We start from the raw sequence: 24,836 nt of genomic DNA, 5'->3' as shown, positions 1-24,836 counted from the left end.
CACGTCTCTCTTCTTGAACGCGGCTGGCGTGAGGTCAGGCGCGGGTGGATGGCTTTTCATGGCCAATGATCCCGTCCCCTTGATATCTGAGCCGTGGCGCATCGCGCGTCGCAGCGTGTAGAAAATTTTCCCGTTGATGTGCCCGCGCCTGATCGGACTCGCCAGCGGCTGATTCCACCCTGATTGCCCCCCATCGAAAACGCCGATCTAGCCCAAAAACGGCACGTTGATTGGGCATTGATGGCACATCCCGTCCCTATAATTAAAAGGTTACTAGAGTTTTCAAAGCCTGCGTTTGTTGCCAGTTTTGATTGAAAGTCAATCCACCTTTATCGCTATGAATACGTCTTTCCGCTCGATCTGGAACCAGGCCTTGGGCGCCTGGGTGGCTACACCCGAAACTGCCCGGGCTCGTTGCAAGGGGGCGGGAGGAACCAAAGGCGGTGCGACCGCTTCCGTTGTGCCGGGCGCACCGCGCATGACTGGGCTGGGCTTTGCGATCGCCGCAGCCTTTGGCGGCTTGGCCATGCCACTGTCCGCCCAGGCTGGGTGCACCCCCTTCGGTCCGGGCTCAGTAGTGGAATGCAGCGGGAACACGCTGGGCTTCTCATCGCCCTACAACAGCATGATCGTCAGGGTGCTGGACGATGCCCAGGTCGTACCCGGCCCGATCCCTACAGACGACGCAACCATCACCTTGTTGGGCAACAACGTGCGGTTCGAGAATCGGGGACTCGTGGCGCCTTCGACGATAGGCATTGCTGCCGGGCTGACTTCCGGCGTGAAGATCGGTAATGCGAACAACAGCACCGTCAGTATCATCAATTCCGGAACCCTGCGCGGCACCAGCGACGGCCTGATCGGCCTGTGGACGCCAAACACCGTGGGTCCCGCGCTGCTGGTGAACAACGGGTCCTGGGGCAATGTGACCATCACCAATTCAGGAACGATTGATGCCATCCCCATTGTTGCGGCAGTGCCGGTAGCGAGAGAGGACATCCCGGTCGTCTATGTCAGGAATTCCCTTTCGGCCATGGGGAACGGACCGGGAGTCAACATGACGAACACCGGCACCATTACCGGCCGCGTGGCTTTCCAAGGTCTCGACGCGTTGGTCGCGGGGGGGCATACCGGGAACGTGTTCACCAATGCCGGAACCATCAACGGCAGCGTGTCGCTGGGCGCGGGTGTGGGCACGAACATCTTTAACGCCCTGACGGGTTCCAGCGTGAGCCGGGGGCAGGGCACCGCCGTCCAACTGGCGGTAATGGGCTCGACCGTCACGTTCGCCGCGACGGGCATGGTTGATGGCGGCGCGGGCGGCAACGGCATCCTCAACCTGTTGAATGGTGTCGGCGGCGTAACGGGAATTGGCGACGTCGGCGTGATCGATGGCGCTAGCTACATCAACTTCAAGCGATTGGCAGTCGGTAGCGGCGCATGGACGCTCATCGGCCAATTCTCTAGCGGTGCGGGCTCGTCGGTGCAACTGAATGGCGGCTCTCTGGCGGTCGACAACAATGCGGCGTTCGGGAGCAGCGCGGTCTCGGCCAACGGCGGTGCGCTGCGCGCGGCCCTGGCCGGTGTGGATGTCGCCAACGACATCGTGCTGGGACCGGCCAAGCTGACGGTGGATGGCACTAACCAGATTACGCTCAGCGGCCAGCTCTCCGGCACCGGCGGTCTCGTCAAGTCGGGCGCCAGCGAGCTGGTGCTCAGTCATGCCAGCAACCTCTATACCGGCGGCACGGAGATCAATGGCGGCACGTTGACGGTCAGCGGCGCCGGGGCGCTGGGAACGGGTGGGATCAGTGTCACGGGCGACAGCACGCTGGCGGCGCTGACGGACCTGACGCTGGACAAGAATGTGGCGCTTGGCGCCAACCTGACGCTGGGCGGCAGCCACGCGATGACGCTGTCCGGCACACTGAGCGGCATCGGCTCGCTGACCAATGACACCGGCAAGACCCTGGTGTTGAGCGGCGTGAACACGCATGGCGGCGGTGTCAACCTGAAGTCCGGCGATCTGGTCATCACCAACCCGGGCGCCTTGGGCAGCGGTCCGCTGACGGTCAACGCAAGCAGCGGCGTGACCCTGTCGACCACCGCGCCGATGGCCATCTCAAACACGATCAAACTGCAAAGCGACCTGAACCTGCACGCCGACAATGACCTGACGCTTTTGGGTGATATCAGTGGGCAGGGCGGGTTGCTCAAGACGGGCGCGGGCATGCTCAATCTGTCTGGCGATGGCAGCGCTTACTCGGGCGCCTTGACGGTGCAGGCCGGTGGGCTGAATATGGCCGGCGGCGTGCTCGGCGGTGCATTGATCATTGGCAGCGGCGCTTCGCTGTCGGGCTCGGGCCAGGTCGGCACTACCACGCTGCAAAGCGGCGCAACACTGTCGCCCAGCAGCACGGCACCGCTCACGGTCGCGGGTGACCTTACCTTCTCGCCGGGCTCGGCCTACAACGTGACGGCAGATCCCGCCTCGTCGGCGAGCTCGCGGGTGCAAGTCACGGGACGCGCCAACCTGGCCGGTTCCGTGCTGCATGTCGGGCCGGACGGCGGATTCAAGTCCACCCAGAAATACACCATCCTGGCTGCCAATACGCTCAACGGCACATTCGACTCGGTGTCGTCAAACTTCGCTTACCTGACGCCGACGCTGAACTACGGCGCCAAGCAGGTCACGCTGCAGCTGGATCGCAAACAGACGGGCGGGGGCACGCCCGCCACGCCGGACGCTCCCGGTTCGCCCGTTGATCCAGGCACGCCCGTTAATCCAGGCACACCCGTCAATCCAAGCACGCCCGGTAACACAGGCACGCCCGGCACGCCGATCGCGTTCGCTGAAGCCGCCATCACATCGAACCAGCGTTCGGTCGCCAATGCGCTGGACAGCCTGCCGGTGGGCAGCGCATTGCACGAATACATCCTGACGTTGCCCGAAGGCCTGCCGCCCCAGGTATTCAACAGCCTGACCGGTGAGGCCCACGCCAGCGTAGCGTCCAACCTGATGAGCGGCACGGCGTCGCCGCGCACGCTGCCGATGCAGCGTCTGCGCGCGAACCTGAACGCCGGCATGCGCCAGGGCGCGCCCACCGCGCAAGCGGGTGGCCCGCTGCCCGCATCCGCCTTGCCGTCGTCCAATGCGCAGCCCGCGTGGGCGGAGCTGATCGGCAATTGGCAGACGCAGAAGGACAACGGCAATGCCGCGCAAGTGCGCCAGCACACGGGCGGCATTTTCGTGGGCGCCGACCACGAGATCGGGCAGAGCGGCTGGCGCCTGGGCGGCGCGGTGGGCTACACCGACAGCAAGATCAACGTCGATGACCGTTCTTCGAACGCGGACGTGTCGGGCTACAGCGCAACGCTGTATGGCGGCAAGTCGTTCGCGGCCGGCGTGGGCAAGCTGAACTTCCTGGCGGGCGCTGCCTACACCTGGCACGACGTCGGCACCACCCGCTACGCCAGCGTGGCGGGCGAACTGGAGAAGCTGACGTCCGACTACGGCGCCAGCACCGCGCAGCTCTTTGCGGAAGTGGGCTATGCCTTGCCGCTGACCGATAGCACCCGCATCGAGCCCTTCGTGGGCTTTGCGTGGAGCGATCTGCGCACGCGCGCGTTCTCGGAATCCGGCGGTTCGGCGGCCTTGAACGGTCACAGCAGCAGCGACAAGCAGACCAGCAGCACGCTGGGCCTGCGCACACAGACCGACTTCAACATCGGAGACGCAGAGGCGCGCCTGCACGCCATGGCCGGCTGGCGCCATGCCTTTGGCGGCCTGGCGGCCGAGACGACCATGGCATTCGAGGGTAGCCAGACGTTTACGGTGGCCGGCACGCCCATCGCACGCAACGCGGCGCTGGCCGAGCTGGGCGCCGAGGTCGCCATGTCGCGCGACACGACGCTCGCGCTGACCTACAGCGGCCAGTACGGCGGCGGAAACCGCGAGCATGGCGGCTCGCTGAACCTGCGCTGGCGTTATTGATGGACGGGTAAAAAGTGGGGCGCTGCGGCGCCCCATTTTTTTATCCGCGATGTTCTGCGTTCAGGATTTGGGGGCCGTTCGGGTGTTGGCGGCTCTTGGCAGGCCCCTTTTGTCCCGCGTTACTATCGCCAGACGACAAGCCGTAAGGAAGGGAATGATTCAGAAGCCGCGCACGACCAAACGCCGCCGAATTCCGCGCAAGGTCTGGGCCCTGGGTCTGGCCATCGCCGCAGGCGCGGCGGTTTATGCCTGGAATGAATCCCCGCTGGGTCCGGGCCTGACCGAAAGCAAGATACACAAGATCCTGGTCGACGCCATGGCGACGCCCACCAACGCGCCGGGCAGCGCCTGCGTCAACGTGGTGGGTGTGCGTCCCTTGCCGACGGATGTCTATACCGTCTTCCTGCAAGAGCAGGACAAGATCGTGCAAGGGTTGATCAAACACCAGCTCATCACGGTCAAGCGCGTCAGTGCCGACGGCGACGGTTCACCGCCCAAACCGGGAGAGAACCCCGAAGACGCCACCAGCCACATGACGCTGACCGAAAAAGGCCGCGCGTACTACACGGACGGAGAGGCCCACATCGGTTCCAAAGTGCTTTACACCGCGAAGTTCTGCGCGCCCGGCCTGCAAGTGGGCAAGATCCTCAACTACACCAAGCCAGGCAAGAATCCGTTCGACGATAACCCCAACGCGGTTTCGGCGGTCAAGTTCGAATGGCGGCTGGATCGCGCCACCGCGGGTTGGGCGGCGGACCCAGCCTTCTATCCTCAGATAAGCGGCTTTCCCCCCAAGGACCAGCCGGACGAATGGCAGACCCGCCACATCATGCTGGAACGAAAAGATGGCGTATGGGGGCTGGGAGACAGGCCCTACACGATTCGCTGGTAAGCGGGCCTGCGCCAGTGGCTTGGCGGTCTTTTGACGTGCCAGCAGCCTTGGAAGGCGGGCTTGTCTTCAGGTGGCAGACAACGTTTTCGCTTTAAGGTGTCGTTTGCAAGCCAATAAGGAGGTCATGCCATGACACCCGCAACAGACATCGCAATCGCCATCGTTGGTCCGGGCGCCATCGGCACAACGGTTGCCGCCGCGCTGCATCAGGCCGGCCGCACACCTGTCTTGTGCGGCCGCACGCCCCGCGACCGGCTGACGCTCCTGGATGGCGATCGCCGCGTCGACGTTCCTGGCCCTGTGCTGACGGATCCGGACCAGGCCGGTCGCAAGATGGACCTCGTTTTCCTCGCGGTCAAGGCGACGCAGACCGAGGCTGCATCGGGATGGCTCGCGGCATTGTGCCGGCCGGATACCGTGGTCTGCGTGTTGCAGAATGGCGTCGAGCAATTGGAAGCGGTTGCAACGCATGCGCCGCCCGCGCGGATCATCCCCGCTGTCGTGTGGTTCCCCGCGCAGGCGCAAGCCGACGGCTCGGTGCGTTTGCGCGGGGACGCGCGCCTGAGCCTGCCCGACTTGCCGGCAGCTCACGTGGTTGCCGAGGCGCTGCAGGGTACTCAGTGCGTAGTGGACATCACCGAAGATTTCCAGTCTGTGGCTTGGCGCAAGCTGTTGCAAAACGCAGTCGCTGGCCTCATGGCCCTTACGCATCGCCGCGCGGGCATGTTTGCCCGGCCGGACATCGCCGAGCTCGCCTTGGCGTATTTGCAAGAGTGCCTGTCGGTCGCGCGCGCGGAAGGCGCAAAACTTGGGGACGAGGTCCCGCAGGAAATCCTCGCCAGGTTTCAGGCCGCTTCCCCCGACCTGAGCACGTCCATCCTGACGGACCGCGAAGCCGGCCGGCCACTGGAATGGGATATACGAAACGGCGTGATCTCGCGTCGTGCCCGGGCCCACGGCCTGTCCACGCCGATCAGCGACATCATCGTGCCCTTGCTGGCTGCGGCGAGCGACGGGCCGGGCTGATCGCGGCCGCTCGTGGCCGCGCTCTATGTGACGGCCGCACAAGGCGCCGCCGCGCGCAGACAGACGGCGGCACGGCGTACCGTCAAGAATCTGAAAATGTGGACGCGGATTTAAGCGCGGGCGAAAAGCGTCGTCAATTGATATGGAACCCTTCCGCCAGCGATGCCATTCAAGGAGGGGATTTTTATCGGTTGGCCGAGTCCATTATGAAAAAACAATCCTTGATTGCTTCCGCCGTGCGTTCCGGCGGCTGGCCGTGGTCGCTTTCGCTCACTGCCGCGCTGCTTGCGAGTGTCACCTCCACGGTGCATGCGCAAGGGTCGCCGCATTTCTGGGTCGCCGGGGGCGGCGCCGATACCCGATGGACCACGGCCGGCAACTGGGACGTGTCGTCTGCGCCCGGGATGGGGGACAACGTCTTCCTGGGCACGGTGCCGGGCGCCGTTCAGACAGTGCGCCTGGATGGCACGCAACAGGTCGGGATGTTCTACCTGGGCACCGGGGGCAGCGCCACGCTAGATTTCGATCCCGGCGCAAGCCTGCGGAGCGATCTGAGTGTCCTGTCCAACAGCAGCACCTCCCTGGTCACGATGAACCTGGCCAATGGCCAGTCGTGGACGGACACGGCGTTGTCGGTCATCGGCAGTTTCGGCCGCGCTCAGGTGTCGCTGTCCGGCGGCGCTTCGTTCAACGGCGTTCAGGTCTACCTGGGGAGCGAACAGGGATCGCACGGCACCCTGCAATTGCGCGACCGGGCCTCCGCGACCCTCACCGCGCTGGAGATAGGCGCTTCGGGCACTGGCGTAGTCGACGCCGCGGACAAGGACACGCTGCTGCAGACCGGTACGGCGGTGCTTGCGACCAGCGCGGGGTCCAGCGGTTCGGCGACGTTGGCGAACGAGGCGCAGTGGATCGCCTCCGGCCAGTTGACCGTCGGCAGTCAGGGCGCGGGCGCCGTCAATGTGGCCTCTGGCGCGCAACTGTCGTCGCTGGGCCAGGTGACAATGGGCCTGTACGCCGGCAGCCGGGGCGACATCACGGTCACAGGCCTGAATTCCCTGTTCAGCACCTCCGGCGCGCTTTTCGTTGGCGCGCGGGGCACGGGCCTGATCACGGTTGAAAACCAGGGCGCGATGGTCGCAGGCGATACCGTGCTCGGCCGAGGCGGTTCGGCTAGCGGCGGCATCGTGCTCAGAGGTGCGGGCACGACGATGGGGGTCAACACCCTCACCATCGGCGGTGACCGCAACGATACGGGCGCCGTGGCGGCCGTAGGCCGCCTGGACATCAGCGGCGGCGCCAAGGCCACTGCGGGCCAGGTCCGATTGGGTGACGCGGTCAATGCCAGCGGCGCGCTGACCCTCACCGGTACGGGCTCGTCGCTGACCTCCAGCGACCGGATCAGCGTCGGCTATGCCGGTACCGGCTCGCTGGTCATGTCGGGAGGCGCGGCGGTGACGGCGCAAGGCGTGCTGATCGGTCACGAGGCCGGTTCGTCCGGCACTGCCACGCTGGACGGAGCGGCTACGCGTTTGAATAGCGCCGGCGTGGTTTACGTGGGCAACGTCGGCAATGGCACCCTGCAGATGAGCGGCGGCGCGCGCCTGGACAGCACCGATGGCTACGTCGGCACCGAAAACGGCTCCAACAGCAGCGCAACGCTGAGCGGCGGCGCGGCCTGGGTGAACAGCGGCGACTTCTTCGTCGCCCACAATGCGGGCGCCCGGGGCGCGGCCATTGTCTCCGGCGGAGCCCGGGTCGAAAGCCGCTATGGCATCCTGGGCGACCTGAACGGCGCCAACGGCACGATGGTCGTCACGGGGGCCGGTTCGCTCTGGCAGACGTCGCGCGACCTGAACGTCGGCCGTCTGGGGCAGGGCGAAATGACGCTGGCCGATGGCGGCACGGCGCGCGCGCCCGTAATTCTCATCGCCAACAACGCCGGGTCGCGCGGCGTACTGAACGTGGGCGCCGCGGCCGGCTCGGCGCCGGTGGCCGCCGGTGTGCTCGACACCCCGCGCGTGCACCTGGGCAAGGGCGACGGCCGGCTGGTGTTCAATTTCGCTGGCGCGCCACTGGTATACGGCGGCAAGATCTCCGGCCGGGGCGCCGTCGATCTGTACGCTGGCGACCTGGTGTTGACCGGCGCCAGCACGAATACCGGCCTGACCACCGTGCGCGGCGGCTCGCTGGCGGTGAACGGCAGCCTGGCCGGACCGGTCCAGGTGCAGACCGGCGGCGTCCTTGGCGGCAACGGCGCCGTGGGTCCGACCACGGTCGCGTCCGGCGGCGTGTTGGCGCCCGGCAATTCCATCGGCACGCTTACCGTCAACGGTGACCTGAGGCTGGCATCCGGCTCGGTCTATCGCGTCGAAGCCGAACCGGCGGGCACCCAGAGCGATCTCGTCAACGTTCGAGGCACCGCCTATCTGGGCGGTTCGGTGATGCACGTGGGGCCGCAAGGCAACTTCACCCCCAACCAGCGCTACACGATCCTGACTGCCGACGCGATCTCGGGCCGCTTCGACGGCGTGGCCTCCAACTACGCCTTTCTCGATCCGGTCTTGAGTTACGACGCCGGTTCGGTCAATCTGCAACTGGCGCAAGCCCGTTCGTTTGCCAGCGCGGCGGCCACGGGCAACCAGCGTGCGGTCGGCGCGGCACTCGACAGTCTGCCGGACGGGCACGCACTGTGGCGCTACGTCGCGACCTTGACTGCCGACCAGCCACAATCCGTGTTCAACAGCCTGTCGGGCGAAGCCCATGCCAGCGTGAGCAGCGCGTTGGCCCAGGGGGCGGCCAACCTGCGCGCGGCGCCTACGGCACGGCTGCGCGCCAACCTGCGAGCCGGCCTGCTGCCGGGGGCGCCCACGGCGCAAGCCGGCGGCGCTGCATTGCCGCAGGGCGCGCTGCCCTCATCGGCCGCCTTGCCTGCCTGGGCCGAGCTCGTCGGCGGCTGGCAGACCTTCGATGGCGACGGCAACGCGGCCTCTTGGCGCCAGCATACCGGCGGCGTATTCGTCGGCGCGGACCAGCCGGTCGGCGCGGGCTGGCGGCTGGGTGGCGCAGTGGGCTTTACCGATACCAAGGCCAAGGTCGACGATCGCAGCAGCCAGGCCGACATCGGCGGCTACAGTGCCCTGGTCTACGGCGGCAAGTCGTTCGCGACCGCCAGCGGCGCCTGGAACCTGCTGGGCGGCGTAGGCTACACCTGGCACGATATTTCCACCCGGCGCCAGGCGGCGAGCCAGGCCGATGCATTGACGGCCGACTACGGCGCCAGCACCGTGCAGCTGTTCTCCGAGCTTTCCTATTCGTGGGCGGCAACCGCGGGTTTCACGCTCGAACCGTACGCCGGGCTGGCCTGGAGCGACCTGCGCATTCGCGGCTTCCAGGAAACCGGCGGTGACGCGGCGCTGACCGGACAGGCCTCGCGCCAGCAACAGACGCAGACCTCGCTCGGTCTGCGCGCGCGCCAGGACTTCGATTTGGGTGGCCGGCAAGGATGGCTGACCGCGATGCTGGGCTGGCGTCATGCCTTCGGCGACGTGGATGCCAAAACCCAGATGTCGTTCGACGCAGGCCAGCCGTTTACGGTGGCCGGCACGCCCATCGCGCGCAACGCGGCCCTGGTGGGATTGGGCGCAGACATGGCCCTGGGGCGCAACAGCAGCGTCGGCTTGTCCTACGATGGCCAGTTCGCATCCGAGAGCCGCGAACACGCCGCGAGCGTACGTGTGGCGTGGCGATTCTGACCTGTTGGGAAATATCGCTGCCGCACTCACTCCTTGCTCAAAAGCCGCCGAAGTTCAGGAACCCGTTCCTTCGCTACGCGGTGCAGTTCATCGACCAGTTGCTCCGTCGCAGGGCTTCGGCGTTTGCCTTTGGGAAAAACGAGTCCGTAGTGCAGTTTGACCGTGGGGCGGAATTTTCTGACGGCAATGTTCAGGTGCCGTTGCGCGAGCGTGGCCATGGGGTCGGCCAGCGCAATGCCGCAGTTCATGGCCGCCAGCTGGATGGCCATGGTGCTGAAGGAGACTTCGAGCTCGCTGTGCGCGGCGGCGTTGGTGGCCTCGAAGGCGGCCAGGCAACGCTGTTCAAGAATGCTGCGGCGGCCCAGGCTGATGTAGGGCTCGGTCTGCAGGTCTTCGGGACCGATCTGCGAGCGCCTGGCGTACGGGTGATCCGGGTGCATAACAGCGACGATTTCGCTTTGACATAGCAGCTCGGTTTCGATGGCGGGATGCTCCAGCGGAAGCTGGACCAGGGCCAGGTCGAATTGCTGCTGCGCCAGCCACCATTGCAGTTCCGCGGGCATGCGTGCATTGAGCGCTGCGGTGAAGTCGGGATTCTTCAGGCGGCAGCGGCCCACGGCCTCGATGGCCAGGCCGTCGATGATGTGGTTGGCGGCCAGGACTCGGACGCGGTCGCGACGGCCCTGGCGCATGTCTTCGGCGTAGTCGGCCACGGCGTCCTGGGCTCGCAGCAGACCGTAGACGCGCTTGTAGAACTCATGGCCGTCGTCGGTAAGTTCCAGGCGGCGGCCGGTCTTGCGCAAGATTTCGAAGCCGGCTTCTTCTTCCAGCTGCGCCAGCAGGCGGCTGACCTGGGGCTGGGTGCGGTGCAGGCGCAGCGCGGCCTGGGCGACGCTGCCGCCTTCGACGAACGCGTGCAGCGCTTCGTAGGCGCGGTAATTCATGCAGACTTCCCCTCGCAAAAATACATGCGTTTAACGCAAGTATTCGATCAAATTTCGAAATTGAATTATATGTCTGCTGCTTTCAGAATTTCTCCCTGAGGCCGTCGATGAAGGCGCGCGGGTAACAAGGGAGTGGCAGGCAGTGAGTCAGGATCCGATTGTTGTGTGGGGGGGCGGCGCGATTGGCGGCGTGGTGGCAGCAAAGCTGGCGGATGCCGGCCAGGATGTGCTGCTGGTGGACGTGGTGCCCGAGCATGTTGAGACGGTGCGCACGCGCGGGCTTGAGATCGTCGGTCCGGACGGCAAGAGCACGTTTTCGCGGATGAAGGCCTGCCTGGCGTCCGAGGTGGACCGGACGTATTCCCGGATCATGCTGTCAGTGAAAGGGCAGCACACCCGCCCGGCGATGGCGTCGATCGCGCCGCGACTGGCCGCGGACGGCTGGGTGCTGGCGCTGCAGAACGGCCTGACCGAGGCGACGATCGCCAGCGTGGTGGGGCAGGAGCGCACGCTGGGCGCGCTGGTGAATTTTGCGTCGGACTACGTGGGGCCGGGCCGCATCCAGTTCGGTGGCCTGGGCAGCCTGCGGGTCGGTGAGATCGACGGCGGCGACACGGTCCGTTCGCGACAGGTGGAAGCGCTGCTGCGCCAGGTAGATCCGCAGTCGGGCTGGACGGACCGCCTGATGGGCTACAAGTGGAGCAAGGTGGCCATTGGGTCGCTGCTGTTTACGACCGCGATGTCGAACGACACGATCGTGGAGCAGCTGGGCAACCGGCGCTATCTGCCGCTGTGGCGCGCGCTTTGCCGCGAGGTGGTGACGGTGGCCCGCGCCAGCGGCGTGGACCCGGCGCCGTTTGACGGCTTTGCGCCGGATGCCTTCACCGCGTCGGCCAGCGCGGACGAGGCCTGGGCACAGATGCAGCAGATCACCGATCATTGCCGCCGCTGGGTGGGCAAGCCGCGCAGCGGCGTGTGGCGCGACCTGGCGGTGCGCAAGCGCCCGACCGAGGTGGACCCGCAGATCACGGACATCGTGGCTCATGGCCAGGCCGCCGGCATCGAGACGCCGACGGTGTCGCGCCTGATCGCGATGATCCGCGAGATGGAGGCGGGCACGCGCGATTTCGGCAACGCCAACCTGGATGCGCTGATGGAGTCCGCGGCATGAGCGCGCCAGATTTTTCGGACCGCCACGTGCTGGTGACGGGCAGCAACGGGCACTTCGGACGCGAGCTGGTGCAGGCTTTTGCGCTGGCAGGCGCCAGGGTGACCGGTGCTGACCGCGCGCAGGACGCCGCGTGTGTCGGGGTAGGGCATCACATCGAATTGGACGTCACCGACTGCGCGGCGATCGAACGCTTGGTCGCGGGTTGGGACGATCAATCCCTGCCCCATGTGCTGGTGAACAACGCGGCGATCTTTCCGTTTGCGGACATCCTGGATGCGCCGGCGGAATTGTGCCGCGCAATCCTGGACGTGAATCTGCTGGGCCCGTTGCAGCTGATCCAGGCGCTGGCGCGGCGCTGGATCGCCGCGGGCGTCCGCGGGTCGGTGGTCAACGTGAGCTCGGCGTCGGCCGAGGTGGCCCGAGGCAATGGCGCGATCTACGGGCCGTCCAAGGCGGCGCTGGAGCAGACGACGCGCATTCTTGCGGTTCGGCTTGCCCCGCACGGCATCCGCGTCAACGCCGTCCGTCCGGGACTGGCGCAGGGCGAAAACAGCCCCGTGCTGCCGCCCGCCCATCTGGAGAGCATCGCGGCCGCGATCCCGCTGGGGCGCATGATCCAGCCCGGCGAACTCTCGCAGGCAGTGCTGTTCCTGGCGAGCGACGCGGCGTCATTCACGACGGGCCAGGTGCTGTCGGTGGATGGCGGGGGCGGCATCAACCGGCGTGCCCCGACCTGAACCACGAAGACAAATCATCAAGGAGAAATCAGATGGACACCTCCATGCGCGCGATCAAGATGCATGAAGACAACCGCATATCGTTTCCGGCGTACGCATGGCCCGAGGGTAAGCGCTGCGCGGTGGCGTTCACGCTGGACCTGGACGCCGAGTCCCCGTATTTCTGGACCGCGCGCGACAAGCAGCCCGTGGCGCTGGGCGAGCTGGAGCAGCGCCGGTATGGCCCGCGGCAAGGCGTGGCGCGGATCCTTGCGCTGCTGGACAAGTGGGGAATCAAGGGCGCGTTCTACGTGCCGGGCGTGGTGGCCGCCACCTATCCCGATCTGCTTCCCATGCTGCTGAAGGCAGGGCATGAGGTGGGCTATCACGGTTATTTCCACGAGCGGCTGGACACGCTGGACGACGCCACGCTGGACGATTACCTGGGTTGTAGCATCGAAGTCTTTCAGCAGCAGACGGGGACGGCCTGCCGCGGCTATCGCGCGCCGTCGTTCGAGCATTCGCCAGCCAGCCTGGCGGCGCTGCGCCGCGCGGGCGTGGCCTACGACAGTTCGCTGATGGGCTTCGATCATCCGTATTCGATCGACGGGCTGGTGCAGGTGCCGGTGACCTGGACCATCGACGACGCGCTGTACTTCCGATACACCAACGGGCCGCGCGACAAGACGCACCCGGCCAATCCGAACGCCGTGCTCGAAAGCTGGATCGAGGAATTCGAGGGCGTGCGCGAGTGGGGCGGTCTGTGCATGATCACGGTCCATGACTGGATCTCGGGCCGGGCTCAGCGCCTGCGCCTGCTGGATAAGTTCTTCGGCCATATCGCCAACGCCAAGGGCGTGTGGTGGGCGACGCCGATGCAATTGCACGACTATCACCGCGCGTCGGCCAACGCCGGCCGGTTCGAGGTCAGCGCGCACGTGGGCCGGTTTGCGCCGGATTCCAACAAATAAATCGACAAGGGGAAATCATGAACGAAAAACGTCGCGCCTTGTGCGCACATCTGGCCGGGCTGCCGCTGCTGTCGCTGGCGGGCGCGGGCGCCTTGCCCTGGCGAAGCGCGCAGGCCGCGCCCGGCTATCCGGACAAGCCGGTTTCCGTCGTGGTGCCGTTCGCGCCGGGCGGGAACACCGACATCGTGGCGCGCATGATCGGCACCGGGCTGGCCAAGCGGCTAGACGCCAACATCGTGGTGGAGAACAAGGCCGGCGCCGGCGGCAACATCGGGGCGGCGACCGTGGCGCGGGCCAAGCCCGACGGCTACACCGTGCTCTACAGCACGGCCAGCACCTACGCGATCAACCCGCACATCTACGCGAACCTGCCCTTTGACCCGGTCAAGGCGTTCGAGCCGCTGGCCGTCACCATCCAGGTGCCCGTGGTGCTGGTCGTCGCGGCCAGCTCGGGGATCAAGACGCTCAAGGACCTGATCGCGCACGTCAAGGCCAATCCGGACAAGGCCAGCTACGGCTCCAACGGTAACGGCACGTCGAGCCACATCGCGTGCCACGTGCTGGCGCAGAAGATGGGCGTGCCCAAACTGCTGCACGTGCCGTACAAGCAGGGGCCGCAGGTGCTGACCGACCTGACCGGCGGCCAGCTCACGTTCGCCTTCGACGCATGGTCGGTGCTGGGTCCGCAGGTCAAGGCGGGACGGCTGGTCGCGCTGGCCGTGTCGGGCACGGAGCGGCTCAAGGCCGCGCCCGAGATCCCGACGGTTGCCGAGGTCCTGGAGACGGACTACGACATCGTGACCTGGAACGCGTTCTGCCTGCCCAGCGGCGTGCCGCCTGAGATCGTCGCGAAGCTACGCGAGGCGGTGCAAAGCACGATGGAGGATCCCGCGATCCGTTCCCGCCTGGAAAACGAAGGCGTGCCGCCCTATGCGCCCATGTCCCAGGCCGAGCTCGACGCGTTCTTCAAGCGTGAGTATGAGAAGTGGGGCGCGCTGGTGAAGCTGGTCGGCGCCACCGGGATCGCGTAATGGCCGCCCGCGACGCCGTCACGCGCACCACGCTCGCCGACCTGCAGGACCTGAAGCCTGAACTCACGGCGCTGCGCCGCGCGCTGCACCAGCGGCCCGAGCTGGCGTTTCAGGAGCACGCCACGTCGGCCCGCGTGGCTGGGCTGCTGGCGCAATGGGGCTACGAGGTCATCACGGGACTGGCGGGCACGGGGCTAGTGGCCACGCTGCGTGCTGGCGCAGCGGGCCGTTCATGGCCGCGGGCGATCGGGTGTTCGTAAAGGTCATCGGCAACGGCGGACATGCCGCGCGGCCGCATTTGGCGACCGATCCGGTGGTCGCGGCCGCGGCCATCGTGATGGCGCTGCAAACGGTCGTGTCGCGCAATATCGATCGGTCGCAGGCGGCCGTGGTGTCCGTGGGCCGGCTGCGTGCCGGTGACGCGCTGAACGTAATTTCAGGCGAGGCCGAGATCGGCATCTCGGTGCGCTCGTTCAGCCCGCAGGTGCGGGCGCGGCTGCGCGAGCGCATCGTGCAGGTTTGCGAATCCACCGCGGAAAGCCACGAGGCCAGCGTGAAGATCGTCTACGTGGAGGGCTATCCGGTCGTCGACAACGCCGACGCGCCCACGGCGCTGGCGCTGGCCGTAGCCCGCGAGCTGGTGGGAGAAGATCGGGTGACGGGAGATATGCCGCCGTTGATGGGCAGTGAAGACTTCGCGTACATGCAGCAGGCCGTTCCGGGCGCACTGGTGCGGCTCGGAAACGGGCCCGCCAGCGGTGGGCGCGCGTTGCATAACGCCAATTACGACTTCAACGACGACAACCTGTGCGTGGGCGCGGCTTTCTGGAGTCGGCTCGCGGAGACCTACTTGGTGGCGTGATGGGGTATGGGGCTATCGAGAGACGACATCTTAGTGCTGAAAGTGCGATGGGTGTTGCCGCTGCCAGGCAACCAGGGCATTTCTGCCCTGGTTGAATGAAAGTCCCGCCTCACAGCGGCGTCAACAGCGGCTCGTCCGCATACAGCCGGCGCGTATTTTCCAGGAATTTATCCACCATCAATTGCATGGCTTCAGGCGACCAGCCGGCAATGTGGGGGGTGAGCACCAAGTTGGTCAAGTCGGCCAAAGCCGCTGGCAACTCGGGCTCGCCTTCATAAACGTCCAGTGCCGCGCCGGCGATGGTCCGCTGGCGCAGGGCACGTTCCAAGGCAACGGTGTCCACGACACTGCCGCGCGCGATGTTGATCAGGTAGCCGTTGGGGCCAAGCTGGTCCAGGATGGCGCCATCGATCAGGTGGTGGGTTGAATCGCCGCCCGGGATGGCGACGAGCAGCACGTCGGACCACCCGGCCAGTTCGCCCACGGAAGGAAAGTAGCGGTGCGGCGACCCCGGGCGCGGGCGGCGGTTGTGGTAGCCGATCTGCATCTCGAACGCCTGCGCGCGCAGCGCCACTTTTTCGCCGATACCGCCCAGGCCGATGATGCCCAGTTTTTTCCCGGAGACGTTGGGTGGCAGCGGCAGCTGCGTGCGCCAGACGCCTTGCCGCGTGAGCTGGTCCAGGCGGGGAATGCCGCGGATGACGGCGATCATCAGGCCCATGGCGTGGTCGGCGACGCAGCTGTCGTTGGTGCCCGCGCCGTTGGCGACCTTGACGCCGCGCCGCCGGGCGTGGTCCAGGTCGATCTTTTCGTAGCCGGCTCCCATCGAGTAGATCAGCTTCAGGTTGGGCAGCGCGTCGATCTGGCCTGCAGTCAGGCCAATCGCGCCGATGGTCATGACCACATCGACGCGCGGCGCGTGCTCGGCGACGGCTTGCGCGTACTGTTCCGGCGTCGGGGCGAAGACGACTTCGAAGTGGCGGGCGATCTGATCCCGGTCGGCCTGCGTGACCGGGTTCATGATGATGAGCAGCGGCTTGGGGGTAGGGAATGACATGCGGATAAAGGAAGCAGTTAAATCTGGGTGTGGCGGGCGACCAGGCCAACGCGCACGTTGCAGAGGTGCGCCTGCATCGCGGCGCGCGCGGCGTCGGGGTCGCGATTCAGGATGGCCTGCAGGACGGCCATGTGCTCGTCGCAGCCGGGAATCAGCCGTTCGGGCGCGCCGTTCTGGTCGAAGCAGCGGGCCTTGATGCGCAGGTCGTGGATGGTCTGTGCCATCAGCCGGTTGCCGCTGGCCTGGGCGATGCTGTCGTGCAGCAGATTGTCGACCCGATGGTTCTCCTCGTGGGTGGTCTCATTGCGGCGCCGGATCTCGCTGACCTGCTCCAGGAGGGCCAAGGCCTGCTCTGGCGCCATGCGGGTGGCGGCGGCCGCGGCGGCGTCGCCTTCCAGCAGCACGCGCATCTGGAAGATCTCCAGATACTGGCGCAACGAGGGTTCAGGAACGATGAGCTGCCCGCGCGCCGTGCGCACGGCGAAGCCGGCGCCGATCAGGCGGCTCATCGCCTCGCGCAGCGGGGTGCGCGATACGCCCAGTGCGCTGGCCAGGTTGCGTTCCTGCAGCGGCTGGTTGATGGGCAACTGGCCCAGCTGGATCATGTCCAGCATGGTCGAGTAGGCCTCGTCGACCAGGTCGCGCGAGTCGTCGGCGGCCGGGGCGGCGGCCGCGGCGTTGAGCAAGGGGCTTTCCATGGCATGAATGATGGACATAGGAATCATGGAAACAGTAAGGGGAAGATGGGAAAGTTCGGGTCTGCGCGCAGGTCGTCTTCGCGGGCGTGGACCCATTCCGTGTAATCGCGCCAGCGCTGCACGGCCTGAGCCAGGTCCAGGGCTTCGAACCGCAGCGGCTGGCCCGGGCGGATCTGGGCAAGACGAGGCAGGTCGGCCGAGATGACGGTGGCGATCTTGGGGTAACCGCCGGTGGTCTGGCGGTCGTTCATGGCAATGAGGGGCTGTCCCGCGCCTGGGATCTGGATGCTGCCCGCGGCGATGGGGTCGGTGATGATGTCGGCGCCCCGGGCGTGCGCGATGGCCGGCCCATCCAGACGCAGGCCCATGCGGTCGGACTGCGGCGCCAGGCGATACGTGGCGCCAAGAAAACGGTCGATCTCGGCGGACGCGAAGTGATCCTGCTGCGGACCGAGGACGACACCAATGGGCGCGTCCCGATAGAACCAGCCGGTGTCGCGGGCGGCCAGCCAGCGACGCGGCGAACGGCGCCTGCCGTCGCCGGTGGCAAGCACGTCGCCGCGCGCCAGCGCACGGCCGTCCAGGCCGCCGAGCCGCGCACGCGTGAGGGTGGAAGCGCTGCCCAGCACGGGCGCCACGGCGATGCCGCCACCGACGGCCAGATATCCGCGTACGCCGCGTTCCAGCGGCCCGATCGCCAAGGTGGCGCCCGCCGGTACACGGTGGGATTGCCACGGACTCAGTGACCGGGCGGGCGAGGCGGCCGTGGCGCTGACGTGCAGCAGGGCGCTTCCTGCGAAGGCGACGGTGCAATCCGCATCCAGCACCTGCAACGCGCCGCCCAGCAGGGTGAATTCCAGTGCGGCCAGGCCGGGCGCGTTGCCGACCAGTACATTGGCCATGCGCAGCGCGCCGGGATCCATGGCGCCCGACGGCGGCACGCCCATGTGTTCATAGCCCGGGCGGCCCAGGTCCTGCACCGTGGTCAGCAAGCCGGCCTTCTCGACGCGAAGTCGCGCGGTCATTGGCTGTCTCCTGTCAGCGGTTGCGGTCGCCGGGCGGGGTCGTCCTGCAAGGCGGCAAGGCGTTCGAACTCGTCTTCATCGATGGGGGTGAACACGATCTCGTCGCCGGCCTCGAACAGAAATGGATTCGCGTGGCGCAGATCGAAGCTGCGCCACGGCGTGCGGCCGATCAGGTGCCAGCCGCTGGGTCCGGACACCGAGGCGATGGCCGTCTGCTGGCCGCCGATGTTGATGCTGCCGGCGGGCGTGTGCGCGCGCGGCATGGCGCGGCGGGGCGTGTGCAGCGCAGGATCCAGGCCGCCCAGATACGCGAAGCCCGGCAGGAATCCCACCATGTAGATCCGGTAGACCGGCGCGGTGTGCCGGGCGATGACCCGCGCGGGATCAAGCCGATGCTGATCCGCCAGCGCCTGCAGGTCCATGCCGTGGGCGCCGCCATAGCAGACCGGGACTTCCCAGCGCCGCGGTGCGTGGACAGGCGCGAAGGCGCTGGCTTGCAGGCTGCGGCCGATCAGCTCGCAAATGGCGTCGTGCCCGATCAGTAGCGGATCGAAGCTCACCGCGAGCGAACGGTATGCTGGCACCACGCTCTGGAGTCCGCGGACCTTGCGCAGGCTGCCTCGCAACGCCTTCGATAGCGCAAGCACGCGCGCGTTGGTCTCGGCGTCGATGCGGTCGGGAAACTCGACCAGCAGCGTGCGATCGCCCGCCGCCACGATGCGCGGCGCGGCAGTCCCGCAAGAAGTTGGCGCGTCGGTGATCATGCTGCGTTGGCGAATTCCATGGCGTCGTCCGGATGAAAGCCCCACGTGACCGCCTGTCCGGGCGTGCGCTGGGCTGCGTCTACATCCAGCGGCGCGTAGGCCAGGATCACCTTGTCGAAGGCTTCGATGAAGACTTTCCAGTGCACGCCGCAGAACGTCGACGCCACGACCTTGCCCGGGTGGCGCTGATCGGCACCGGCCAGGCGGCTGCCCAGGCGCAGGTGCTCGGGGCGCACGCCCAGCACGCCGTCGTTGGCGGGCAGGAAATTGCATTCACCCAGAAAGCCGGCGACGAAAGCGCTGGCGGGCTTGCGGTACAGGCTTTCCGGCGAGCCGGCCTCGACGATGCGGCCCTGTTCCAGGATGACGATGCGGTCCGACAGGTTCATGGCTTCTTCCTGGTCATGCGTGACGAAGACCACGGTCAGCCCCAGTTCCTGGTGCAGCCGGCGAAGCTGCAGCTGAATGGACTGCCGCAGATTCTTGTCCAGCGCGCCCAGCGGCTCGTCCATCAGCAGGATGTCGGGCGTGAACACCAGGGCGCGCGCCAGCGCGACGCGCTGCTGCTGGCCCCCGGACAGCGCGCCGGGCTTGCGGTCCTTCAGCGGCGCCAGGCTCACCAGGTCCAGCGCGTCAGATACGCGGCGGCGGATGTCCTCTTCGTTCAGGCGCCGCATGCGCAGCGCGAACGCGACGTTCTCGAACACGCTCATGTGCGGGAACAGGGCGTAGTTCTGGAACACCATGCCGATGTTGCGGTCCGCGATCGGCGTATGCGTGACGTCGCGCCCGCCGATCTTCACCACGCCGGCGTCCGGCGATTCGAAGCCGGCGATGATTTTGAGCAGCGTGGTCTTGCCGGAGCCTGATGCGCCCAGCAGCGTGCAGAACTCGCCGCGCGCCACGGTCAGGTCGACCTCGGGCAATGCAATCGAATCGCCGTATCGCTTGTGGATGCCGGCAAGCGTCAGTTCCTTGCCCTGGCGTTCCGGCGGGCGTTGCGGGAGGATGTCGTTGGCGATATGCATGTCAGTGTTCCTTCTTCCTGCTGATCAGCAGGTTTGCAAGCAGGATCAGCGCCGTCGCCCCGACCAGCAGGCAGGAGGCGGAGATCACGGTGGGATCGAAGTCGTTGGCCAGGCCCTCGAACATCAACTTGGGCAGGGTGCGGTTGCGGATGGTGGTCAGGAACAGCGCCATGACCACGTCGTCGAACGAGCTGACGAAGGCAAAGACGGCGCCGCCGATCAGGCTGGGGATCAGGGCCGGCAGCATGACCAGCCTGAACATCGTCGGCCAGGAAGCGCCCATGCTGAGCGCGGCCAGCTCCAGGCTGGGGTCCAGGCTGCGCAGCGCCGCCCGCATGGTGATGTAGACGTAGGGCGCGGCCAGCACGGTATGGCCCAGAATGACCGCCATGGAATTGGCGACCCAGCCGATGGGCGCGAACAGGTAGTACAGCGCGACCGCCGTGACGATGGCCGGCACCGACATCGGGACGATGAAGAAGGCATCCAGCCACCCTTGGTGGCGCTTTGCCAGCCGGCTGACACCCAGCGCGGCGGCGGTGCCAAGGACCGTGGCCAGCAGCGTCACCACGACGGCGATCCGCGTACTGGAGGCCAGCGCGGCCAGCCATTTGCCGTCCGTGAAGAAATTCTCGTACCAGCGCAGCCCGTAGCTGGGCGGCGGGAAGATGGGGAAGTCGGTGGTGCCGAAGCTCATCGGAATGACCACGACGATGGGCAACAGCAGGAACACCGCGCACACCACGCCCAGCATGGCCGACATCCGGCCGCCCGGCGTGCGGCGATACCCGCTGGTGTTGCTGCCTTTGCCGGAACTGGCGCTGATCAGGCTGTTCAGGCCGAACAGCCGGTTGAACAGCCACAGCGACAGCAGCACGGTGGCCAGCAGCACGCCTGCCAGCGCTGAGGCCAATCCCCAGTTCAGCTCTTCGGTGATGTTGTGCGAAATGAGTTCGGCGGCCATGCGCTGGGCGGGACCGCCCATCAGTGACGGGGTGATGTAGTAGCCCACCGCGTTCATGAAGACAATGATGCCGCCGGCGACCGCGCCCGGACTGGTCAGCGGCAGGATGACCCGGCTGAAAATGCCCGCGGATCCCGCGCCCAGGCCTTGCGCGGCCTGCACCAGGCTGCCGTCCAGGGATCGGAACGACGCATACAGCGGCAGCACCACGAAGGGCATCAGCACGTGCGTCATGCCCACCATCACGCCGGTAAAGTTGTAGAGGAACGCCATGGGCTGGTCGAGAATGCCCACGGTCGTCAGCAGGGTGTTCAACGGCCCGTTTTTGCCCAGCAGCGCGATCCAGGCCGATGTGCGCACCAGCGCGCTGGACCAGAAGGGAAGTAGCACCGCGAAGAACACCACGCGGGCCACGGTCGGCGATACGGTCGCCATCAGGTAGGCGAGCGGATAGCTCAACACCACGCAGGCCACCGTGACGGCTGCGGCGATGGTGAAAGTGTTGACCAGCACGATCCGGTAGATCGGCGTGTCCAGCAGGTGGCGGTAATGGTCCAGCGTCAGGCCGCCGTCCTCGCCCTTGAAGCCGTTGCCCAGCAAACCCGCGATCGGGCCGGCGAAAAACAGCAGGAGAAACAGCAGCAGCGGCAATGCGGCAAGGGCCGCGACGCGGCCGCGCCGGGAAGCGGCGGCCGGGCGCACGCTGGCGACGGGCAGGGTAAGGGCGTCGGTGCTCGTGGTCATGGCATTGGGACGCCGGCGCACGCGCCGGCGTCTGAGTAAGGAGGCAGGAGGATCAGCGGGCGCGGACCTGGTTGTAGCGCTCGGTGATGGCGGGGCCGTGGGTGTCCCAGAACTCCGAGTTCAGGAAGATGCTTTTCTTCAGGCGCTCGGTGGTCGAAGGCAGGCGCTCCAGCCGCTTGGCGTCGATCAGGGGCAGGGCCTGCTCGGTGGTCGGGCCGTAGGCGATGTACTTGCTGAATTCGGCCTGGTGCTTGGGCTGGATCATGTAGTTCAGCAGCTTGATCGCCGCGTCGCGGTTGGGCGAGCCCTTCACGATGGCGAAGTAGCCGACCTGGGCGATGCTGTCGCCCCAGCCCATGGCGATGGGCAGGCCCGAGTCGATGCCGGCCTGGAAGCGGCCGTTCCAGCCCAGCGCCATCACGACTTCGCCGGTTCCCAGCGCGTTGACGGGTTCGGCGCCGCTCTTCCACCAGCGGGCGACGTGGGGCTTGATCTCTTCGATCTTCTTGAACGCGCGGTCAAGGCCCTCGGGCGTGGCCAGCACCTTGTACACATCGGCGGGCGGGACGCCGTCGGCGATGAGCGCCGCTTCGATCACCGTGGCGGGATCGTCCTGGAGGGTCCGCTTGCCGGGGAATTTCTTCACGTCCCAGAAGTCGGCGAAGGTGCTGGGTTGCGGCTTGCCGGCGGGGAAGGCCTGGGTCGAGAAGCCGATGTTGGTCGAGAAGATTTCCGACGGCACGCCATAGTCGTTGCGGGCACTGGGGATCACGTGGTCCTGGTTGACCATGTCCGGCGTGATCTTCTCGAAGACGCCCAGCTTGATGCCGCGCGTCAGGCGGGCGCTGTTCTCGGTCACCACATCCCATGTGACCGACTTGGTGTCGATCATGGCGCGGATCTTGGCGACCTGCGGATCGGTGTCTTCGTGGACGGTGATCCCGGTTTCCTTGGAGAAGGGCTTGAGCCAGGCGTCGCGGATCGCACCCTGGTAGTTGCCGCCCCAGCTGGCGAAATTGAGTTCTGCCGCTTGCGCCACGCCAGTCGCCATCGCCAATGCTGCGGCCACGGCGCATGTGGCGTTCTTCCATTTGAAATTCATTGCTTGGACTCCGTTCATTAAAAAAACGCGGTGGGCAGACCTGCCCCGATCCTGGGCATATCGCCTCAGCAAGTCCTTGGCATGCAAATTGCATGCCAACGGTATGCCAAACATTGAAATTCGCTTTTTTCGGAGTCCTTCAGATGCGCGACGTAGACCTCAATTCCGACCTGGGAGAGAGCTTCGGCCACTACAAGATTGGTGCGGACGAGGCCATGCTGGACCTCATCACGTCGGCCAACGTGGCTTGCGGTTTTCACGGTGGTGATGCATCGGTCATGCACCAAACTGCGGCATCCGCGCTAAAGCGGGGCATCGATGTGGGCGCCCATCCGGGGTTCAACGACCTGTGGGGATTCGGCCGGCGCAAGATCGTGGGCGACAGCCCTCAGGCCATCGGCGACATGCTCGCGTACCAGATCGCCGCGATGCAGGGCATGGCCCGCGCCGCGGGCCACCGCGTGACGCATGTGAAAGTGCACGGCGCGCTGGCCACGCTGGCCTTCGAAGACCGTGCGCTGTCAGAGGCGCTGACCTGGGCCATGCGCACGCTCGACCCGGAGTTGGTGCTGGTCTGCACGCCGCACAACGAGACCGAGCGCGCCGCGCGCCGGGCCGGCATCCGCGTGGCCTGCGAGGTGTTTGCCGACAGGCTCTATGGCGACAATGGCCTGACGCTGCCGCGCAGCGAGCCAGGCGCGGTGATCCACGATCCGGCGGCGGCGGCCGCGCAGGCGCTGCGCATGGTGCGCGAACAGGCGATCCGCACGGTGGGCGGCAAGGTGGTCGCCATGCCGGTGCACACGATCTGCGTGCATGGCGACAATCCGCAGGGCGTCGACATCGCGCGGGCCGTGCGCCAGGCGCTGCTGGAAGAGGGCGTGCGCCTGCGGCCGATCTCGCAGATGGACTTTCAGTAGGGCGCGTCTTTTTGCGCCTGCCGGATCAGCGTCTTCAGCACGGTCGCAAAGCGCTTGGCGGTGCTCGATAGCGGGCTGCTGGCCGAATGCAGCAGATGGATGGCGTGGCTCAGGGCGGGTTCGGTGGGAAGCAGCACGAAGTCCTTGCCGAAGCTGGGGTGATAGCCGAACGATTCGATCAGCGCCACGCCCACGCCTTGGCGCACGAGCGCCAGCGCCTCGGGCGTCGAGCGGATTTCGATCTGCGGCTGCACCGGCACGGGGCCGGAGTTCAGAAAGCGGCTGGCTAGTCGTCCGAAGGGGGTGTCGGCGCCATAGCCGATCAGCAGATGGCCCTGCAGGTCTTCGGCGCGAACGCGCCTGCGCACCGCCAGCGGATGGCCGCGCGGCACCGCACAGCCTAGCCAGCCCTGGCCGATCTCTTCGCTGACGATATTGGCGTTGACCGGTGGCGGCATCGACGCGATGCCGAAATCGGCCTGTCCCAGCAGCAGATGCGGCAGCAGCGCGTCAAAGGCCAGCGGCCGGTAGCGGATTGGCGTGTCGGGATGCCGCTCGCGGAACTTCTGGATGGCGTGCGGGATGAGCCATTCGCTGAAGCTGGGGCTGGACACCAGACTGACCGTGCCTGCCGAGCCTGCGCCCAACGCGCCCGCCAGGGCATTGAACCGGTTGACGCGGCCGAAGATCTCTTCGGCCTCGACAAACAGGCGCCGGGCCTCCGGAGTGGGGTGCAGCCGCCCCTTGACGCGTTCGAACAGCCGATAGCGTAGCCGGTTCTCGGCCGAGGCCAGCACGCGGCTCACGGCGGGCTGTGTCACGGACAGCATGCGGCCCGCCTCGCTGAGCGAGCCGGTCAGCATCACGGCGTGGAAGACCTCGATCTGGCGAAGCGTCAGCGCTCCGGGCGCCGAGGGAAGGGGGCCGGCCATAGGGAAGGGGGCGTAAGTGAATGGGTAGTCAGCGCCCGCCATTTTATGGCCTGCAGGCCGGCGCGGCGTGCGCGCCACACGGGTGCCATGACGTTTTGCGCGCAGCCCATTACTAAATGCACAGTCCCGCGGCCGGCCGGAGCCTTGTCCGACGGCGGCAAACCCTTTGTTTTCAAGGGTTGCGGGCCCGTTTTACGGCTCGTCGCGATCCGCGTCCCGCCCGGCGGACGGTCTTCCCGC

At 66.7% G+C, this 24,836-nt stretch carries 18 protein-coding genes and 2 pseudogenes; 11 read left to right on the top strand and 9 right to left on the bottom strand.

Going from position 1 to position 24,836, the window contains the following annotated elements; genetic code table 11:
- Positions 1-337: 337 nt before the first annotated feature.
- The 5 genes and pseudogenes from HV786_RS27580 to HV786_RS09535 form a co-directional block, all read left to right on the top strand.
- Positions 338-445: pseudogene (locus HV786_RS27580) on the top strand (ESPR domain-containing protein); the annotation flags it as partial.
- Positions 446-526: 81 nt separating this feature from the next.
- Positions 527-3,994 (top strand): autotransporter family protein, encoded by a 3,468-nt coding sequence (locus HV786_RS09550; protein WP_254599469.1) that lies wholly within the window; start codon positions 527-529, stop codon positions 3,992-3,994.
- A 154-nt stretch (positions 3,995-4,148) separates the two neighbouring features.
- Entirely contained in the window at positions 4,149-4,886 is a 738-nt protein-coding gene (locus tag HV786_RS09545; RefSeq protein WP_128829883.1) for a hypothetical protein, read from the top strand.
- Between the two features lie 129 nt (positions 4,887-5,015).
- Positions 5,016-5,912: an oxidoreductase gene (locus HV786_RS09540; protein ID WP_128829884.1), complete on the top strand. Its 897-nt coding sequence runs from the start codon at positions 5,016-5,018 to the stop codon at positions 5,910-5,912.
- 206 nt (positions 5,913-6,118) lie between these two features.
- Positions 6,119-9,667, top strand: a complete 3,549-nt coding sequence (locus HV786_RS09535) for an autotransporter outer membrane beta-barrel domain-containing protein (protein WP_175210621.1) — start codon at positions 6,119-6,121, stop codon at positions 9,665-9,667.
- Positions 9,668-9,693: 26 nt separating this feature from the next.
- Here the strand turns inward: HV786_RS09535 and HV786_RS09530 are convergent, their stop codons facing one another.
- Positions 9,694-10,611 carry a LysR family transcriptional regulator gene (locus HV786_RS09530; protein ID WP_128827542.1) on the bottom strand — a complete coding sequence of 306 codons (918 nt, stop codon included), beginning with the start codon at positions 10,609-10,611 and terminating at the stop codon, positions 9,694-9,696.
- Between the two features lie 142 nt (positions 10,612-10,753).
- Here HV786_RS09530 and HV786_RS09525 point away from each other — a divergent pair, with 142 nt between their 5' ends.
- The 5 genes and pseudogenes from HV786_RS09525 (at position 10,754) to HV786_RS09505 (ending at position 15,362) form a co-directional block, all read left to right on the top strand.
- Positions 10,754-11,782, top strand: coding sequence for a ketopantoate reductase family protein (locus HV786_RS09525; RefSeq protein ID WP_128827543.1), 1,029 nt, complete (start codon positions 10,754-10,756; stop codon positions 11,780-11,782).
- Positions 11,779-12,519: an SDR family NAD(P)-dependent oxidoreductase gene (locus tag HV786_RS09520; RefSeq protein ID WP_128827544.1), complete on the top strand. Its 741-nt coding sequence runs from the start codon at positions 11,779-11,781 to the stop codon at positions 12,517-12,519. Before HV786_RS09525 ends, HV786_RS09520 begins: the two co-directional genes overlap by 4 nt.
- A 32-nt stretch (positions 12,520-12,551) precedes the next feature.
- Entirely contained in the window at positions 12,552-13,469 is a 918-nt protein-coding gene (locus HV786_RS09515; protein ID WP_128827545.1) for a polysaccharide deacetylase family protein, read from the top strand.
- Positions 13,470-13,486: 17 nt separating this feature from the next.
- A complete protein-coding gene (locus tag HV786_RS09510) occupies positions 13,487-14,500 on the top strand; it encodes a Bug family tripartite tricarboxylate transporter substrate binding protein (protein WP_175210612.1) in 1,014 nt (337 codons plus the stop codon).
- A pseudogene (locus HV786_RS09505) lies at positions 14,500-15,362 on the top strand (M20/M25/M40 family metallo-hydrolase). The gene HV786_RS09510 and the pseudogene HV786_RS09505 overlap by 1 nt, the downstream one beginning before the upstream one ends.
- Before the next feature lie 109 nt (positions 15,363-15,471).
- Here HV786_RS09505 and HV786_RS09500 read toward each other — a convergent pair.
- The 7 genes from HV786_RS09500 to HV786_RS09470 are packed head-to-tail and all read right to left on the bottom strand — an operon-like array spanning position 15,472 to position 22,744.
- Positions 15,472-16,419: a 2-hydroxyacid dehydrogenase gene (locus HV786_RS09500; protein ID WP_128827548.1), complete on the bottom strand. Its 948-nt coding sequence runs from the start codon at positions 16,417-16,419 to the stop codon at positions 15,472-15,474.
- A 17-nt stretch (positions 16,420-16,436) separates the two neighbouring features.
- Positions 16,437-17,135 (bottom strand): GntR family transcriptional regulator, encoded by a 699-nt coding sequence (locus tag HV786_RS09495; protein ID WP_252870017.1) that lies wholly within the window; start codon positions 17,133-17,135, stop codon positions 16,437-16,439.
- 5 nt (positions 17,136-17,140) lie between these two features.
- Complete coding sequence (locus HV786_RS09490) at positions 17,141-18,142, bottom strand: 5-oxoprolinase subunit C family protein (RefSeq protein ID WP_175210610.1); 1,002 nt, start codon at positions 18,140-18,142, stop codon at positions 17,141-17,143.
- Positions 18,139-18,906, bottom strand: a complete 768-nt coding sequence (gene pxpB / locus HV786_RS09485; RefSeq protein ID WP_128827524.1) for a 5-oxoprolinase subunit PxpB — start codon at positions 18,904-18,906, stop codon at positions 18,139-18,141. The genes HV786_RS09490 and pxpB overlap by 4 nt, the downstream gene beginning before the upstream one ends.
- Entirely contained in the window at positions 18,903-19,934 is a 1,032-nt protein-coding gene (locus tag HV786_RS09480; protein ID WP_128827523.1) for an ABC transporter ATP-binding protein, read from the bottom strand. Before HV786_RS09480 ends, pxpB begins: the two co-directional genes overlap by 4 nt.
- Position 19,935: 1 nt before the next feature.
- The gene (locus tag HV786_RS09475; protein ID WP_128827522.1) at positions 19,936-21,642 is read right to left on the bottom strand and encodes an ABC transporter permease subunit; all 1,707 of its coding nucleotides are present in this window, start codon (positions 21,640-21,642) and stop codon (positions 19,936-19,938) included.
- A 52-nt stretch (positions 21,643-21,694) separates the two neighbouring features.
- The gene (locus tag HV786_RS09470; RefSeq protein ID WP_128827521.1) at positions 21,695-22,744 is read right to left on the bottom strand and encodes an ABC transporter substrate-binding protein; all 1,050 of its coding nucleotides are present in this window, start codon (positions 22,742-22,744) and stop codon (positions 21,695-21,697) included.
- Positions 22,745-22,887: 143 nt separating this feature from the next.
- Between HV786_RS09470 and HV786_RS09465 the strand changes: the two genes are divergently transcribed.
- On the top strand, positions 22,888-23,664 hold the full coding sequence (locus HV786_RS09465; protein ID WP_063954438.1) for a LamB/YcsF family protein: 777 nt from the start codon (positions 22,888-22,890) through the stop codon (positions 23,662-23,664).
- On the opposite strand, the gene HV786_RS09460 is transcribed toward HV786_RS09465, so the two are convergent.
- On the bottom strand, positions 23,658-24,596 hold the full coding sequence (locus tag HV786_RS09460; RefSeq protein WP_128827519.1) for a LysR family transcriptional regulator: 939 nt from the start codon (positions 24,594-24,596) through the stop codon (positions 23,658-23,660). The genes HV786_RS09465 and HV786_RS09460 overlap by 7 nt on opposite strands.
- Between the last annotated feature and the right edge of the window lie 240 nt (positions 24,597-24,836).

This window comes from Achromobacter mucicolens (assembly GCF_902859725.1).
Classification (GTDB): Bacteria; Pseudomonadota; Gammaproteobacteria; order Burkholderiales; family Burkholderiaceae_B; genus Achromobacter; species Achromobacter mucicolens.
This window is presented reverse-complemented; position numbering and strand designations above follow the sequence as displayed.